Below are 15099 nucleotides of genomic sequence, written 5' to 3'. Positions count from 1 at the left end.
AACGGCTTTAACGCACTAACTTTGCGCCTATAAAAAACAACGATTTAAATGTCACCTTTTAGCGACAATTCAGTCATGGGATTGTCGTCATTTTCCGACATGCCACAGATGTCAGGGAATCACAGCGGATCGACAGCGGTGCCCACGCGAAAAAAAATAAAAAAGGCCGCGTTGAGCGGCCTTTGCACGGTGCCCGTGAATGAGCACCGGTAAGAGACAGGATTCAGGTTTAACCCAGCTGCTTGCGCGCGTTGCGGAAAATGCGCATCCACGGGCTGTCTTCGCCCCACTCCGCCGGATGCCACGAATTGCTGACGGTGCGGAACACGCGCTCCGGATGCGGCATCATGATAGTGACGCGCCCGCTTTCGTTGGTCACGGCGGTGATACCGTTTGGTGAGCCGTTCGGGTTCGCCGGATAGGTCTCGGTGACTTTACCGAAGTTATCGACGAAGCGCAGCGCCACCAGCCCTTTCGCTTCCAGCTCAGCCAGATGCGCACCGTCACGCACTTCAACAAAACCTTCACCGTGCGAGACGGCAATCGGCATGCGAGAACCGACCATGCCGTCCAGCAGCAGTGACGGGCTGGCGGCCACTTCCACCAGGCTGAAGCGTGCTTCAAAGCGCTCGGACTGGTTACGCACAAAGCGCGGCCACAGCTCGCTGCCCGGAATCAGTTCGCGCAGGTTCGACATCATCTGGCAGCCGTTACACACGCCCAGCGCCAGCGTCTGCGGACGATGGAAGAAGTTTTCAAACTCGTCACGCACGCGGCTGTTGAACAGAATCGATTTCGCCCAGCCTTCGCCCGCACCCAGCACGTCGCCGTAGGAGAAGCCGCCACAGGCGACCAGCGCGTGGAACTCCTCCAGACCACGACGGCCCGCCAGCAGATCGCTCATGTGCACGTCAACCGCGGTAAAGCCTGCGCGGTGGAAGGCAGCGGCCATCTCAACGTGCGAGTTCACGCCCTGCTCGCGCAGCACGGCAACGCGCGGACGCGCGCCAGTGGCGATCATCGGTGCCGCCACATCCTCTTCCGGACGGAAGGTCAGCAGCACGTTCAGGCCAGGATCGTTATCGTCTTTCTTCGCTTCATGTTCCTGATCGGCACAGGCCGGGTTATCACGCAGGCGCTGCATCTGCCAGGTGGTTTCAGCCCACCAGGTACGCAGGGTGGTACGGCTTTCGCTGTACACCGCGCTGTCGCCGGAGCGGATAACAAAACGGTCGCCCGGCAGCGCTTTACCGATGACGTGAACATTGCTGCTCAGACCGTGATCGGCAAATACTTTTTCCACGGCCGCGCGGTCGGCAGCGTTAATCTGCAGTACTGCGCCCAACTCTTCCGTAAACAGTGCTGCCAGCGCATCGCTGCCCAGCGCGGCGATATCCGCCTCAATACCGCAGTGGCCGGTGAAGGCCATCTCAGCCAGCGTGACCAGCAGACCGCCATCCGAGCGGTCGTGGTAAGCCAGCAGTTTCTGCTCGCTGACCAGCGTCTGAATCGCATTGAAGAAGCCGGCCAGCTGCGCGGCATCGCGTACGTCGGCCGGTTTGTCGCCCAGCTGGCGATACACCTGTGACAGCGCCGTGGCGCCGAGGGTGTTAGCACCGTTGCCGAGGTCCACCAGCAGCAGCAGGTTGTCGCCTTCCGGCTGCAGCTGTGGCGTCACGGTGCGACGCACATCTTCAACGCGTGCAAAAGCCGTAATGACCAGCGACAGCGGCGAAGTCATTTCGCGCTGTTCAGTGCCCTGCTGCCAGCGGGTTTTCATCGACATGGAGTCTTTACCCACCGGAATGGTGATCCCAAGCGCCGGGCACAGCTCTTCGCCCACCGCTTTCACCGCGGCGTACAGGCCTGCGTCTTCGCCCGGGTGACCGGCTGCAGCCATCCAGTTTGCCGACAGCTTCACGCGCTTCAGCGAACCGATCGCGGTCGCGGCCAGGTTGGTCAGCGCTTCGCCCACCGCCAGGCGGCCAGACGCAGCGAAATCCAGCAGCGCTACCGGCGCACGTTCGCCCATGGCAAACGCTTCACCGTGGTAGCTGTCGAGGCTGGCGGTGGTCACGGCGCAGTTCGCCACCGGGATCTGCCACGGCCCGACCATCTGATCGCGCGCCACCATGCCGGTTACGCTGCGGTCACCGATGGTCACCAGGAAGGTTTTTTCCGCCACGGTTGGCAGGTGCAGCACGCGGTTTACCGCATCGGCAATGGTAATGCCGTCCCGCACCAGCGCATCACCTTTCGCCTGCTGGCTGGCCACGTCGCGCGTCATTTTTGGCGTTTTACCCAGCAGCACGTCGAGCGGCATGTCGATCGGTTTGTTTTCGAAATGGCTGTCGGCAAGGTTCAGATGCTGCTCTTCGGTCGCTTCACCAATCACCGCATACGGCGCACGTTCGCGCTGGCACAGCTCATCGAACAGCGCCAGTTTGTCCGGCGCAACCGCCAGCACATAACGCTCTTGTGACTCGTTACACCACACTTCCAGCGGGCTCATGCCTGGTTCATCGCTGAGGATGTCGCGCAGGTTGAAGTTGCCGCCGCGGCCACCGTCGCTCACCAGCTCCGGCATGGCGTTAGACAGGCCACCGGCACCGACGTCGTGGATAAACAGAATCGGGTTGGCTTCGCCCAGCTGCCAGCAGCGGTCAATCACTTCCTGACAGCGACGCTCCATCTCCGGGTTGTCACGCTGCACCGAGGCGAAGTCGAGATCGGCATCCGACTGGCCGGACGCCATCGAGGACGCCGCACCGCCGCCAAGGCCGATATTCATCGCCGGACCACCCAGCACGATCAGCTTCGCGCCAACCACGATCTCACCCTTCTGCACGTGATCGGCGCGGATGTTACCAATGCCGCCGGCCAGCATGATCGGCTTGTGATAGCCGCGCAGCTCAACGCCGTTGTGGCTGTTGACCTGCTCTTCATAAGTACGGAAATAGCCGTTCAGCGCCGGGCGACCAAATTCGTTGTTAAACGCGGCGCCGCCTAACGGGCCTTCGGTCATGATATCCAGCGCGGTAACAATGCGATCCGGCTTGCCGAAATCCTCTTCCCACGGCTGTTCAAAGCCGGGAATACGCAGGTTGGAAACCGAGAAGCCGACCAGACCCGCTTTCGGCTTCGCGCCGCGTCCGGTGGCACCTTCGTCACGGATTTCCCCGCCGGAACCGGTGGCGGCGCCCGGCCATGGCGAAATGGCCGTCGGGTGGTTGTGGGTTTCCACCTTCATCAGGATATGCGCGGCTTCCTGATGGAACTCATATTCACCCTGCTGCGCATCCGCGTAGAAACGCCCGACCTCGGAGCCTTCCATCACCGCGGCATTGTCTTTATACGCCGACAGGACGTGTTCCGGATGCTGCTCAAAGGTGTTTTTAATCATTTTAAACAGCGACTTCGGCTGTTTTTCGCCGTCGATAATCCAGTCGGCGTTAAAAATCTTGTGACGACAGTGCTCGGAGTTCGCCTGAGCGAACATATAGAGCTCGATGTCGTTCGGATTGCGGCCCAGTCTGGTGAAGGCATCGAGCAGGTAATCAATTTCGTCATCGGCCAGCGCCAGGCCGAGCGTGCGGTTAGCCTGTTCCAGCGCCTCGCGCCCTCCGCCCAGCACGTCTACGCTTTTCAGCGGCTGCGGCTCATGATGCGCGAACAGCTGTTCTGCCGCGCTGAGCTCCGTGAACACGGTTTCCATCATGCGGTCGTGCAGCAGGCTGGCCAGCTGCTGCCACTGCGCGTCAGTCAGCTGCGGTGCCTGTACATAGAAGGCCAGACCGCGCTCCAGGCGCAATACCTGTGGCAGGTCGCAGTTGTGGGCGATATCGGTGGCTTTCGATGACCAGGGAGAAATGGTGCCGGGACGCGGCGTCACCAGCAACAGACGCCCTTGTGGCGCATGTTCGGCGAGAGAAGGACCGTATTTCAGCAGACGCTGCAGGCGGGCTTGCTGTTCCGCGCTGAGCGGTGCGCTGACATCGGCGAAATGGACGTACTCGGCGTAAATATCACTCACCGGCAGATGAGCGTCCTGAAAGCGGGTCAGCAGTTTGTTTACACGAAATGCCGACAGAGCGGGCGAACCACGCAGAATTTCCATCATTAAAGATCTCTCGTCTTCGAAGCGCCGGGCGACGCTTCATGGGGCGCAACAGGGAAAACGGGCGGTATTATAGAGAAATGGCACGGGTTACGAAACCGTTTGCGCAGAAAAACTGAGCCTCAGGATTTGCCTGAATTTTGCGCAAATCTTGCTATATAAGTTGCCCTGCTGCGCTTTGTTGCGCAAAATGCCCCTCGCTCTGGGAGTGCAAAACAACATAAATACTGCCTTTAAAAGACAGAGGCCTGTGAGCCATTACGAGACAACTATTTGAAACGACTGAAATTAAATTATCTGTTTATCGGTCTGATCACCGTGCTGCTTGCGCTGGCGCTGTGGCCGTCCATCCCCTGGTACGGGGGCGGAAAAGACGCGTTATCACAGATCAAATCGCGGGGAGTGTTGCGCATCAGTACTGTCAACTCGCCGCTGACTTACTACACCATCAATAATGCACCAGCCGGTATGGACTACGAGCTGGCGAAGCGTTTCGCCGATTATCTTGGCGTGAAGCTGGAAGTCACGGTGCGGCCCAACCTCGGCGACCTGTTTGACGATCTTGACGACGGCAAAGCCGACCTGCTGGCCGCCGGGCTGATCTACAACAGCGAGCGCCTCAGCCGTTATCAGAGTGGCCCGAGCTACTATTCCGTGTCGCAGCAGCTGGTGTATCGCATCGACAAGCCGCGGCCCAAAAACCTTGGTGATCTGAAAGGCCGGCTGATTGTGCAGTCCGGTTCGGCCTATCTGTCAACGTTACGTTCCGCCAAAGCGGACAGCTATCCCGATCTCGACTGGGCCATTTCCACCGATATGGGCCAGAAAGCGCTGCTGGAAGCGGTTGCCGACGGCAAGCTCGACTATACCGTGGGAGATTCGGTGACCATCGGCCTGCTGCAGCGTATCCATCCACAGCTGGCGGTGGCGTTTGATATTACCGATGAAGAGCCGGTGACCTGGTATCTGCCACGTAACGATGACGATAGCCTGAACGCCGCCATGCTCGACTTCTACAGTCAGATGGGGGAAGAAGGCACTATGGCGCGGCTGGAAGAGAAGTATCTCGGCCACGTCGGCACCTTTGATTATGTCGATACCCGCACCTTCCTGCGGGCGATTGATAACACGCTGCCGGATATCAAGCCGCTGTTTGAGAAGTACGCGTCCAGTATCGACTGGCGCCTGCTGGCGGCGATTTCCTATCAGGAGTCGCACTGGAATCCGCAGGCGACCTCGCCCACCGGCGTGCGCGGCATGATGATGCTGACGCGCAATACCGCTGACAGCCTCGACGTGAACGATCGTCTCGATCCGGAACAGAGCATTCGCGGCGGCAGCGAATACCTGCGGCGCATGATGGAAAAAGTGCCGGAGACCATTCCGGAAGATGAACGCATCTGGTTTGCGCTGGCGGCCTATAACATGGGCTACGCACATATGCTGGATGCACGCCGGCTGACCCTCAAACAGGGTGGCAATCCGGACAGCTGGGCCGACGTTAAGCTGCGCCTGCCGATGCTGAGCCAGAAGCGCTATTACGCGCAGACCACTTATGGCTATGCGCGCGGCCACGAAGCTTATAACTACGTTGAGAACATCCGTAAGTATCAGATCAGCCTGGTAGGCTATCTGCAGGAGCAGGAGAAACGGCTGGCGCAGCAATCGGCGCTGGAAGCGGAACTCGGTGCCGGTTATCCGGCTGTCGAACCGAAGATTGCGATGAACTAATCGGCGCGCAGCGCCTGCCGCTGCGCACGTTTCTGTTCGCGCCGCATGCGGAAAAAGTCGCTCAGCAGCATGGCGCACTCCTCGGCCAGCACGCCATGCGCAATCTCTATCTGATGATTCATGCCCGGATGGCCGATCACATCCAGCAGCGAACCGGCGGCACCGGTTTTCTCATCCTTCGCGCCATAGACCAGACGGGTAATCCGGCTGTGCACCATGGCACCGGCACACATCACGCACGGCTCCAGCGTCACGTATAAGGTGGTGTCGAGCAGCCGGTAGTTATCAATCACTTTTCCGCCCTGACGCAGCGCCATAATCTCGGCATGCGCGGTCGGATCGCACTGGCTAATCGGCCGGTTCCAGCCCTCGCCAATCACTCGGTCACCCTGCACCAGCACCGCACCGACCGGCACTTCGCCCTGCTCCCACGCACGCCGCGCCAGTTCAAGCGCGTGGCGCATCCAGTATTCATCAGTTTGTGGGTTCAACGGGCAACTCCTGCGGATTAACAAGGCGGCGCATTATAGACGGAATCCAGCTGCGATTCACTCCAGCTGTTGCAGTTCACCGCGCGGCGTCACGCGCCAGCGGTGCTGGCAGAAAAACAGCAGCGGATTATCCTGCTTGCTGTCGCTGTAGCCGCTGTACAGCTGCAGCGGCGTACCGATTTTTTCCTCGAGCTGCGCCACTTTTTCATGGCCAAGACAGCGCATGGCTAATACCCGACCGCCACGGCCCGGTTTCATCTGGCTGGCGATCAGTTTCACCCGCGGCAGAAACGCGGAATCAAAATAGACCTGCTCCACCAGCGACTGCGGCGAGCCGGTAATCAGCCAGACATCGGCGTCTTCACTGCTGAGGTAGTCAGTCAGCCGCTGCTGCACCACCGGAAACGCGGTAACGCGCTCGCGAAACCAGCGGGCAAATTCGGCCTCACGCTGGCGCAGCGTGGCCTCACGATGGCCAAAGGTGATAGCCCACAGCAACAGGCTCATCGGCCAGCGCGCGGCGCGGCCCTTTATCAGCATACCCATGCCGATGACCGGCAGCAGCGGCACCACCAGCACCAGATTGAGCGGCTGGCGGCGCAGCAGATAACGCATAAATGTGCCAAACATGTCCTGCTGATGCAGCGTGCCGTCCAGGTCAAAAAATACCACGCGGCGATGCGAACCCTTTGTCAAACCCGACTCCTTTTTCTAAACGCGGCGATACCTGCTCTACAGTGTAGCCAGCATCGCGCGCCGGGGCGAAAGCTGTCATTTTTAATTCCAGTGGCTACAATGCCATTTGAATAGTTTATTCTCTGCGTCGGCGCGATGTCATCTGACATTCCTGGCCAGACATTTCCTTCCGCGAGCGGCTAAGCTGTGTGCGGGACTATGGATTAAGGATCGGACATGAGTTCATTGCTGCGAATTCGCCAGCTCTACCCACGCCTGGCGCTGAACGAGCGTCGGCTGGCGGATTTTTTACTGTCGCAGCCTGATCGGGCACGGCATCTGAGTTCACAAAAACTGGCGGAAGAGTCAGGCGTCAGCCAGTCGAGCGTGGTGAAGTTCGCCCAGAAACTGGGTTACAAAGGCTTTCCGGCGCTGAAGCTGGCGCTGAGTGAGTCGCTGGCCGACCGCGATGCCATCACCGTGCACAACCACATTCTGAGTGACGATCCGCTTAAAGTTGTCGGCGAAAAGCTGCTGACGGAAAAAATTTCGGCGATTCGCGCCACGCTGGATATCAACAGCGAAGAGAAACTCACGGAAACGCTGCAGCTGCTGAAAAACGCCAACCGCATTCTGCTGGTCGGCATTGGCGCTTCCGGGCTGGTGGCGAAAGATTTTTCGTGGAAGCTGATGAAGATTGGCATCAACGCCGTCGCCGAGCAGGACATGCACGCGCTGCTGGCCAGCGTTCAGGCGATGGCACCCGGCGATGTGCTGCTGGCAATCTCCTACACCGGCGAACGTCGCGAGATCAACCTCGCGGCACAGGAAGCCGCAGCCATTGGCGCCGATGTGCTGGCGTTCACCGGCTTTACCCCGAATTCGCTGCAGCAGTGCGCGACGGTCTGCCTGTACACCGTCGCCGAGGAGCAGAGCACGCGCAGCGCGGCCATCTCCTCCACCAGCGCCCAGCTGGCGCTGACCGATCTGCTGTTTATGGCGCTGGTGCAGAACGATCCGGAACGCGCCTCCAGCCATATTCGTCACAGCGAGGAGCTAGTGAAAAAGCTGGTCTGATTGCCCCATGATCAGGGTATTCCCCACCCTGCCTTAGCCCGAAATTGATCATCGGGCGGGGCAATGCTTTTGTTGCCTGTCGTTATCCTTGTTTCGGCCCGATTAAACGCATTTTCAGCATCGGGCTTGCAGGATAATTTCCGATGTATATGATCAGGGCAAATTTACTCATCTCTCTCGTCATGCTGAAACTTATTTCCCGTTATGCAGGAATTGGCGTTATCAACACCGCGATTCACTGGACGGTGTTTGCGCTTATTCTCAAGCTGTTCGAGTCAGGCCAGGCTATGGCAAACTTTGGTGCATTCTGCGTTGCGGTGACGTTTTCTTTTTTTGCTAATGCCCGCTGGACCTTCTCTTCTGCAGCCACGCCCTTGCGTTACCTGCTTTATGTCAGCTTTATGGGAGGCATGGCGGCGCTGGTTGGCTGGATGGCCGACGCCTGCACGCTTTCCCCGGTGATTACCCTGATACTCTTTTCCTTTATTAGCCTGGGTTGCGGCTTCATCTACTCTAATTACATCGTTTTCAGGGAAGTAAAATGAAATTGTCTCTCGTCGTGCCCGTCTTCAATGAAGAGGAAACCATTCCGCTCTTTTATCAGGCGGTTCGTCATGAATTAGCCGGCTATCAGGTGGAAATTGTTTTTATCAATGACGGCAGTAGCGATGGCAGCGAAAACATCATCAATGCTCTGGCCATCTCTGATCCGCTGGTCATTGCGCTGTCATTTACCCGCAATTTCGGCAAAGAACCCGCGTTGTTTGCCGGACTAGAGCATGCCACCGGTGACGCGGTTATCCCGATTGATGTTGATCTGCAGGATCCCATCGCCGTTATCCATCAACTGGTTGAACGCTGGCAAGCGGGTGCCGATGTGGTTCTGGCTAAACGGAAAGATCGCAGCGCCGATGGGCATGTCAAACGTAAAACAGCCGAGTGGTTTTATCACTTTCACAACCAAATCAGCTCGCCGAAAATAGAGGAAAACGTTGGCGATTTTCGTCTGCTGTCGCGCGAGACGGTAGAACATATAAAAAGCCTGCCGGAAAGAAATCTGTTCATGAAGGGCATTTTATCCTGGGTTGGCGGTAAAACAGCGATTGTGGAATATGATCGGGCTGAACGCGTCACAGGGATGTCGAAATTTAATGGCTGGAAATTATGGAATCTGGCATTAGAAGGATTAACCAGTTTTTCAACCTTCCCCTTGCGCATCTGGAGTTACATCGGCGGTAGCGTCGCGTTACTCTCCTTTCTTTATGGATTCTGGATGATCATCGATAAACTGCTCTGGGGCAATCCGGTGGCGGGTTACCCTTCGTTGCTGGTTTCCATTCTGTTTTTGGGTGGAGTGCAACTTATCGGCATCGGTGTTCTGGGCGAATATATTGGCCGAATCTACATTGAGTCCAAACAAAGACCACGCTACGTGATTAAGAGCAGGAAATGAAAAAAACAGTTTTTGAGCGTCATCCCTCCACCATGTATCTGATACTGGCCGTCGCTTTACTCATCGGTTATAGCCCGGTTTATTTATCAACATACGGATTTTCCGACGACTGGTTCTATTTATACGCATCCACTACCGATGCATTCAGTATTTTCAAATGGGATATCTTATCGGGCCGACCTTTTTATGGTGCTATCCGTTACTTCTTCGCTTTCCTGATCGATGACGTGCAGGATTTGACCTGGCTTCGTGTACTCTCATTATTAAGCCTGATTTTACTGGGCGGTTACATCATCCGTTTCCTTGAGCGTCGCAGCATTTTCGCCAGCGCGGTCCAGCGTCTGACGTTTGCCACGTTGATTTGTTTGCTGCCCTCATTTCAGGTTTTTGTCGGCTGGACAGTCTGCTTTCCTTATGTCCTGTCCGTGCTGCTGGCGGGCATCAGTTATTCAACGCTGGCGGAAAACAAAGGCCTGGGCCGGGTGCTACTGTCGGCTATTTGCCTGACGCTTTCCTTTGCGATTTACCAACCCGCAGCCATGAGCTTCTTATTCTTTGCCCTGCTCGATCTGGGCATGACCCGGAATAATTATCAGCGTAGCGCGGTGATCAAGCTGATGTTGATGCTGGGATTTGGCATGGTGATGGCGCTGGTACTGGCGAAAGTTCTGCCGCTCGTGCTGTTTAATGAAGTACTGGCCAGAACCAATATCACCTTAGCGCCGCTGAAAAAAATCACCTGGTTTATCGCTGAGCCGCTCAGAAATGCGCTGTGCAACTTTGATACCGGGCGCTCGATTGTCAGCATTATCATCTCCTGCTCCCTGATCATCGTGGGCATTGTGAAGGCACCCGATTTCAAACCGCGTAAAGCTTTTCTGTTCCTGTTTTTCCTGGTCGCGGCGGGCATTCCTAATCTTTTGGTGAGTGAAGATTGGGCAGCCTATCGCACGGTTATCGCGCTGTCGTTAATCACTACCTCAGCCTTCATTGCTGGCTTATTCGTGATCTTTAATAAGCTGAAGATAACCACGTCTGCCAGTATCGTTTGCCTTGTTATTGCGGTGCTCTCTTGCATGCTGAATATTCAGAAAGGCTTCTCTACGCCTCAGCAGCGCGAGTATCAGTTGTTAAGCAACGCAATCATAGAGAACGTGCCTGCAGAATACTCTGGCCAGCTTTATTATCGTATCGATAGCGACAACTTACCTGCTGTCGCAAAATCCAAAAAATACGATGAGTTCGGTTCGCTTTCGCTGGGTATGCCATGGACCTTTGCCGGTATGGCCGACGCGATTAAAAAAGAGCACGCGATGAAGTTTTCCTTGCCAAAAGCGCCCGTTATCTACGGCAGCGATCAATGTCCAGGCGACTGTCTGACGCTGGATGCCACCCACGTGCTGGCACCGGTAAAATAAAGGCCAGCGCCGCCACTATTTCGCTAACCGCGCAACGGCTCTGCTTACCGTTGCGTGGTTTTCTGGCTATAGCGCGACATCAGATCGGCTGGTCGCAGCCACGTCGCCACGTTCTGCTGGCGGCCGAATACTACGCTAAGTCATTTTTTGAACGCCACCCGGCGTGATAATATGCGTGCCGCTCAGCGGAACGCCCCGCTGGTTTACGCCTGCATCGATTGAACAATCACACTGCAAAGCGCTATTTCAGCAGGCGTTTTGCGCCAGAGAGCGGAATTAACCAAGAAACATGCAATGAAAACAAGCAACTGATGAGCTTATGCCATGGCACTGATAATTACTGAGCGCTGCATTAACTGCGACATGTGCGAGCCTGAGTGCCCGAACCAGGCGATTAGCATGGGTGAATCGATCTATCAGATCGACGCTGACCGCTGCACCGAGTGCGTGGGTCATTATGATGAGCCGACCTGTCAGAGCGTCTGCCCGATTGATAACACTATCCTTTCAGACCCGCAGCACGTGGAAAGTCGCGACGCGCTGTGGGAGAAATTTGTGCTGCTGCACGCTTAATCTTCGATAATCACCGTGGCGCAGGCGTAGTGGCGCTCGTCGGCCAGCGTGACGTGCACATGCTGCACGCCCAGCTGGCTGGCAATCACTTTGGCCTGTTCAAAGAAGCGCAGGCCAGGCTTCCCCAGCGCATCGTTGTACACTTCAAACTGATTGAACGCTAAACCACCGCGAATGCCGGTGCCGAAGGCTTTTGCCGCCGCCTCTTTCACCGCAAAACGTTTGGCGAGGAAGCGCACCGGCTGCTGATGCGCCTGATACTGCTGCCACTCAGCTTCGCTCAGCACGCGGCGCGCCAGGCGATCGCCAGAGCGTTCAATTACGCCGGCGATACGCTCGATCTCGACGATATCGCTGCCCAGCCCCAGAATGGCCATTAGCGGCGCGCTTCCCGCATCAGCGCTTTCATGTCGCTGACCGCCGCTGCGAGACCGCTGAACAGCGCACGACCGATAATCGCGTGACCAATGTTCAGCTCATGCATTTCCGGCAGGGCAGCAATCGGCTGGACGTTGTGATACGTCAGACCGTGGCCAGCATTCACCTTCAGGCCGCGGCTGGCAGCAAAGGTCGCAGCGCTGGCGATACGCGCCAGCTCGGCATCGCGCGCCAGCCCTTCCGCTGCTTCAGCATAGGCGCCAGTGTGGATTTCAATGTAAGGCGCACCGCTGGCGACCGCCGCTTCAATCTGGCGCTGATCGGCATCGATAAACAGCGACACCAGAATGCCCGCCTCACTCAACTGTTTGACTGCCGCGTTGACTTTATCCTGCTGACCGGCCACATCAAGGCCGCCTTCCGTGGTCACTTCCTGGCGCTTTTCCGGTACCAGGCAGACAAAATGCGGTTTGATGTCGCAGGCGATGCCCACCATTTCGTCGGTGACTGCCATCTCAAGATTCATGCGGGTATGAATGGTGTCGCGCAGAATCCGCACGTCGCGGTCGGTGATGTGACGGCGGTCTTCACGCAGGTGCACGGTAATGCCGTCTGCGCCCGCCTGCTCCGCGACAAACGCGGCCTGTACCGGATCGGGATAGTTTGTGCCACGTGCGTTACGTACGGTGGCGATGTGATCGATATTGACCCCTAACAGCAACTCAGCCATGACAATCCTTAAATGTGTTCAGTATGTTTGCAGTGTAACGCGCAGAGCCTGTCAGGTGCATCACCCGCGCTCGTCGTTTGCCACGTTCGGTCGTTTTTTCGGCACAAACTGACGGAACAGCTCCTGACTCTTCAGCGGCTTACCGCCCAGATAAGGTTTCAGCGCCATGCGCGTGAAGCGTTTAGCGGCACGCAGCGTGTCGGCATCGGGAAATTCGCGCTCCCACAGCGCGCGCAGCTGGCGGCCGGTGAAACTGCGCTGATTGACCACCAGACTGGCGATAAAGCCTTTCTCTTCGCGATAGCTGTAGGTCATACCGTCGTCGACCGCCTCGCCGCTGCCGGCGCAGTGCAGAAAGTCGACGCCGTAGCCCAGGTGGCCCAGCAGCGCCAGCTCAAAACGGCGCAGCGCTGGCTCGGGCGAACCGTTGGCCGCCGCCAGCGTCTGGATACATGAGAGATAATCGAAGAACAGTTCGGAGAAGGGAATTTCCTGCTCCAGCACCCGCGACAGCAGCTCGTTAACATACAGGCCACAGTAGAGCGTGATGCCGCTGAGCGGCAGCGCCAGCGACACCGCTTCGGCGTTACGCAGGGTTTTGACTTCGCCACGGCCGCCCCAGCGCACCAGTAGCGGTGTAAAGGGTTGCAGTGCGCCTTTAAGCTGGGAACGGCGCGAGCGTGCGCCCTTGGCAAGGACGCGGACGCGTCCCTGACTTTCGCTGAACAGATCGAGCAGCAGGCTGGTTTCGCTGTAAGGGCGACTATGCAGCACAAAGGCGCGTTGCCAGCCTTCCATCAATTAGTCGTCTGTATAACCCAGGCTGCGCAGCGCACGTTCGTCGTCCGCCCAGCCCGATTTCACTTTAACCCACAGCTCGAGATGGACTTTCGCCTCGAACATCTCTTCCATGTCTTTACGCGCTTCGATACCGATGGTTTTGATTTTGGCACCTTTGTTGCCAATCACCATCTTCTTCTGCCCTTCGCGCTCGACCAGAATTAAACCGTTGATGTCATAGCCGCCGCGCTCGTTAGAGACAAACTGCTCGATCTCCACGGTTACCGAATACGGTAACTCGGCACCGAGGAAGCGCATCAGTTTTTCACGGATGATTTCTGAGGCCATGAAACGCTGCGAGCGATCGGTGATGTAGTCTTCCGGGAAGTGGTGATCCGACAGCGGCAGGCGCTTGCGGGCGATCTCCGCAATCGCATCCACGTTTTTACCGGTTTCGGCGGAGATCGGCACGATCTCGAGGAAGTTCATCTGCTGGCTGAGGAACTGCAGGTGCGGCAGCAGGATGCTTTTATCCTGGATGTTGTCGACTTTGTTTACCGCCAGCACCACCGGCACTTTGCCGTCACGCAGCTTGTTCAGCACCATCTCATCGTCAGGCGTCCAGCGCGTGCCTTCCACCACAAAAATTACCAGCTCAACGTCACCGATGGAGCTGCTGGCAGCACGGTTCATCAGGCGGTTGATCGCCCGCTTCTCTTCCATGTGCAGGCCGGGTGTATCCACGTAGATCGCCTGATAAGCGCCTTCGGTATGAATACCCATGATGCGGTGGCGCGTGGTTTGCGGCTTGCGCGAGGTGATCGACACCTTCTGCCCCAGCAGCTGGTTCAGTAAGGTGGATTTGCCGACGTTAGGCCGGCCGACAATCGCGATAAAGCCGCTGTATGTTTCGAGTTCGCTCATTCGGGTCCTGATTGGGCAGCCTCACTGCTGAGGCTGCGAAATGACAATTTATTCGAGGCCGAGCTTGATTAACGCCTGTTCGGCGGCGGCCTGCTCTGCTTTACGGCGGCTCGAGCCCACGCCCACCACCGGTTCAGCCATCCCACTCACCTGACAGTGAATGGTGAATTCCTGATCGTGCGCTTCGCCACGCACCTGTACCACCAGATAAGACGGCAGCGGCAGATGACGGCCCTGCAGATACTCCTGCAGGCGCGTTTTCGGATCTTTTTGCTTATCGCCCGGGCTGATCTGCTCAAGGCGATTCTGGTACCAGTCGAGAATCAGCTTCTCGACCGTCTGAATGTTGCTGTCGAGGAAGATGCCGCCGATCAGCGCCTCTACGGTATCCGCGAGGATGGATTCCCGGCGGAACCCGCCGCTTTTCAGCTCGCCCGGCCCCAGACGCAGACATTCGCCCAGCTCAAACTCGCGCGCCATTTCGGCCAGCGTGTTGCCGCGTACCAGCGTGGCACGCATGCGGCTCATGTCGCCTTCGTCCACGCGCGGGAAGCGGTGATACAGCGCGTTGGCAATCACATAGCTGAGGATAGAATCGCCAAGAAATTCAAGACGCTCGTTATGTTTGCTGCTGGCGCTGCGGTGAGTCAGAGCCTGCTGCAGTAATTCCGGATGAGTAAAAGTGTAGCCCAGTTTGCGCTGCAGCTTGTTAATGAGGATGGGGTTCATGCGATTCCAGTTGTTCTGTGCGT

Annotated in this window: 14 protein-coding genes; 6 read left to right on the top strand and 8 right to left on the bottom strand. The window is 57.3% G+C overall.

Annotated elements, in window-relative coordinates:
• Positions 1-229 precede the first annotated feature (229 nt).
• Positions 230-4120 carry a phosphoribosylformylglycinamidine synthase gene (purL, locus tag C1N56_RS04975; RefSeq protein WP_394517195.1) on the bottom strand — a complete coding sequence of 1297 codons (3891 nt, stop codon included), beginning with the start codon at positions 4118-4120 and terminating at the stop codon, positions 230-232.
• Between the two features lie 270 nt (positions 4121-4390).
• Here purL and mltF point away from each other — a divergent pair, with 270 nt between their 5' ends.
• The gene (gene mltF, locus C1N56_RS04970) at positions 4391-5848 is read left to right on the top strand and encodes a membrane-bound lytic murein transglycosylase MltF (RefSeq protein WP_021506534.1); all 1458 of its coding nucleotides are present in this window, start codon (positions 4391-4393) and stop codon (positions 5846-5848) included.
• Here the strand turns inward: mltF and tadA are convergent.
• Positions 5845-6339 carry a tRNA adenosine(34) deaminase TadA gene (gene tadA / locus C1N56_RS04965; protein ID WP_241798360.1) on the bottom strand — a complete coding sequence of 165 codons (495 nt, stop codon included), beginning with the start codon at positions 6337-6339 and terminating at the stop codon, positions 5845-5847. The genes mltF and tadA overlap by 4 nt on opposite strands.
• A gap of 57 nt (positions 6340-6396) precedes the next feature.
• Positions 6397-7035, bottom strand: coding sequence for a phosphatidylglycerophosphatase C (yfhb, locus tag C1N56_RS04960; RefSeq protein WP_010618503.1), 639 nt, complete (start codon positions 7033-7035; stop codon positions 6397-6399).
• Positions 7036-7251: 216 nt separating this feature from the next.
• Here yfhb and C1N56_RS04955 point away from each other — a divergent pair, with 216 nt between their 5' ends.
• The 5 genes from C1N56_RS04955 to C1N56_RS04935 all read left to right on the top strand — a co-directional run bounded on the left by C1N56_RS04955 (position 7252) and on the right by C1N56_RS04935 (position 11535).
• Positions 7252-8091, top strand: a complete 840-nt coding sequence (locus C1N56_RS04955; protein ID WP_021506531.1) for a MurR/RpiR family transcriptional regulator — start codon at positions 7252-7254, stop codon at positions 8089-8091.
• A gap of 182 nt (positions 8092-8273) precedes the next feature.
• Entirely contained in the window at positions 8274-8636 is a 363-nt protein-coding gene (locus C1N56_RS04950; protein ID WP_031279382.1) for a GtrA family protein, read from the top strand.
• Positions 8633-9544, top strand: coding sequence for a glycosyltransferase family 2 protein (locus C1N56_RS04945; RefSeq protein ID WP_260640763.1), 912 nt, complete (start codon positions 8633-8635; stop codon positions 9542-9544). Before C1N56_RS04950 ends, C1N56_RS04945 begins: the two co-directional genes overlap by 4 nt.
• A complete protein-coding gene (locus C1N56_RS04940; protein WP_394517194.1) occupies positions 9541-10962 on the top strand; it encodes a hypothetical protein in 1422 nt (473 codons plus the stop codon). Before C1N56_RS04945 ends, C1N56_RS04940 begins: the two co-directional genes overlap by 4 nt.
• A 324-nt stretch (positions 10963-11286) precedes the next feature.
• Positions 11287-11535, top strand: a complete 249-nt coding sequence (locus tag C1N56_RS04935; protein WP_010617759.1) for a YfhL family 4Fe-4S dicluster ferredoxin — start codon at positions 11287-11289, stop codon at positions 11533-11535.
• Here C1N56_RS04935 and acpS read toward each other — a convergent pair.
• The 5 genes from acpS to rnc are packed head-to-tail and all read right to left on the bottom strand — an operon-like array spanning position 11532 to position 15076.
• Positions 11532-11912 (bottom strand): holo-ACP synthase, encoded by a 381-nt coding sequence (acpS, locus tag C1N56_RS04930; RefSeq protein WP_010617758.1) that lies wholly within the window; start codon positions 11910-11912, stop codon positions 11532-11534. The two genes, C1N56_RS04935 and acpS, sit on opposite strands and share 4 nt — an antisense overlap.
• Entirely contained in the window at positions 11912-12643 is a 732-nt protein-coding gene (pdxJ, locus tag C1N56_RS04925; RefSeq protein WP_021506526.1) for a pyridoxine 5'-phosphate synthase, read from the bottom strand. Before pdxJ ends, acpS begins: the two co-directional genes overlap by 1 nt.
• A gap of 60 nt (positions 12644-12703) precedes the next feature.
• Complete coding sequence (recO, locus tag C1N56_RS04920; protein ID WP_021506525.1) at positions 12704-13441, bottom strand: DNA repair protein RecO; 738 nt, start codon at positions 13439-13441, stop codon at positions 12704-12706.
• 3 nt (positions 13442-13444) lie between these two features.
• Positions 13445-14347: a GTPase Era gene (gene era, locus C1N56_RS04915; RefSeq protein ID WP_058758278.1), complete on the bottom strand. Its 903-nt coding sequence runs from the start codon at positions 14345-14347 to the stop codon at positions 13445-13447.
• Between the two features lie 48 nt (positions 14348-14395).
• The gene (gene rnc, locus C1N56_RS04910) at positions 14396-15076 is read right to left on the bottom strand and encodes a ribonuclease III (protein WP_021506523.1); all 681 of its coding nucleotides are present in this window, start codon (positions 15074-15076) and stop codon (positions 14396-14398) included.
• Between the last annotated feature and the right edge of the window lie 23 nt (positions 15077-15099).

This window comes from Pantoea sp. SGAir0175 (assembly GCF_043547855.1).
This window is presented reverse-complemented; position numbering and strand designations above follow the sequence as displayed.

What these genes read in the sequence shown, in the direction of transcription:
- purL (WP_394517195.1), bottom strand. Translation starts at nt 4,120, where the DNA reads ATGATGGAAATTCTGCGTGGTTCGCCCGCTCTGTCGGCATTTCGTGTA.
- C1N56_RS04955 (WP_021506531.1), top strand. Translation starts at nt 7,252, where the DNA reads ATGAGTTCATTGCTGCGAATTCGCCAGCTCTACCCACGCCTGGCGCTG.
- C1N56_RS04950 (WP_031279382.1), top strand. Translation starts at nt 8,274, where the DNA reads ATGCTGAAACTTATTTCCCGTTATGCAGGAATTGGCGTTATCAACACC.
- C1N56_RS04945 (WP_260640763.1), top strand. Translation starts at nt 8,633, where the DNA reads ATGAAATTGTCTCTCGTCGTGCCCGTCTTCAATGAAGAGGAAACCATT.
- C1N56_RS04940 (WP_394517194.1), top strand. Translation starts at nt 9,541, where the DNA reads ATGAAAAAAACAGTTTTTGAGCGTCATCCCTCCACCATGTATCTGATA.
- C1N56_RS04935 (WP_010617759.1), top strand. Translation starts at nt 11,287, where the DNA reads ATGGCACTGATAATTACTGAGCGCTGCATTAACTGCGACATGTGCGAG.
- acpS (WP_010617758.1), bottom strand. Translation starts at nt 11,912, where the DNA reads ATGGCCATTCTGGGGCTGGGCAGCGATATCGTCGAGATCGAGCGTATC.
- pdxJ (WP_021506526.1), bottom strand. Translation starts at nt 12,643, where the DNA reads ATGGCTGAGTTGCTGTTAGGGGTCAATATCGATCACATCGCCACCGTA.
- recO (WP_021506525.1), bottom strand. Translation starts at nt 13,441, where the DNA reads ATGGAAGGCTGGCAACGCGCCTTTGTGCTGCATAGTCGCCCTTACAGC.
- era (WP_058758278.1), bottom strand. Translation starts at nt 14,347, where the DNA reads ATGAGCGAACTCGAAACATACAGCGGCTTTATCGCGATTGTCGGCCGG.
- rnc (WP_021506523.1), bottom strand. Translation starts at nt 15,076, where the DNA reads ATGAACCCCATCCTCATTAACAAGCTGCAGCGCAAACTGGGCTACACT.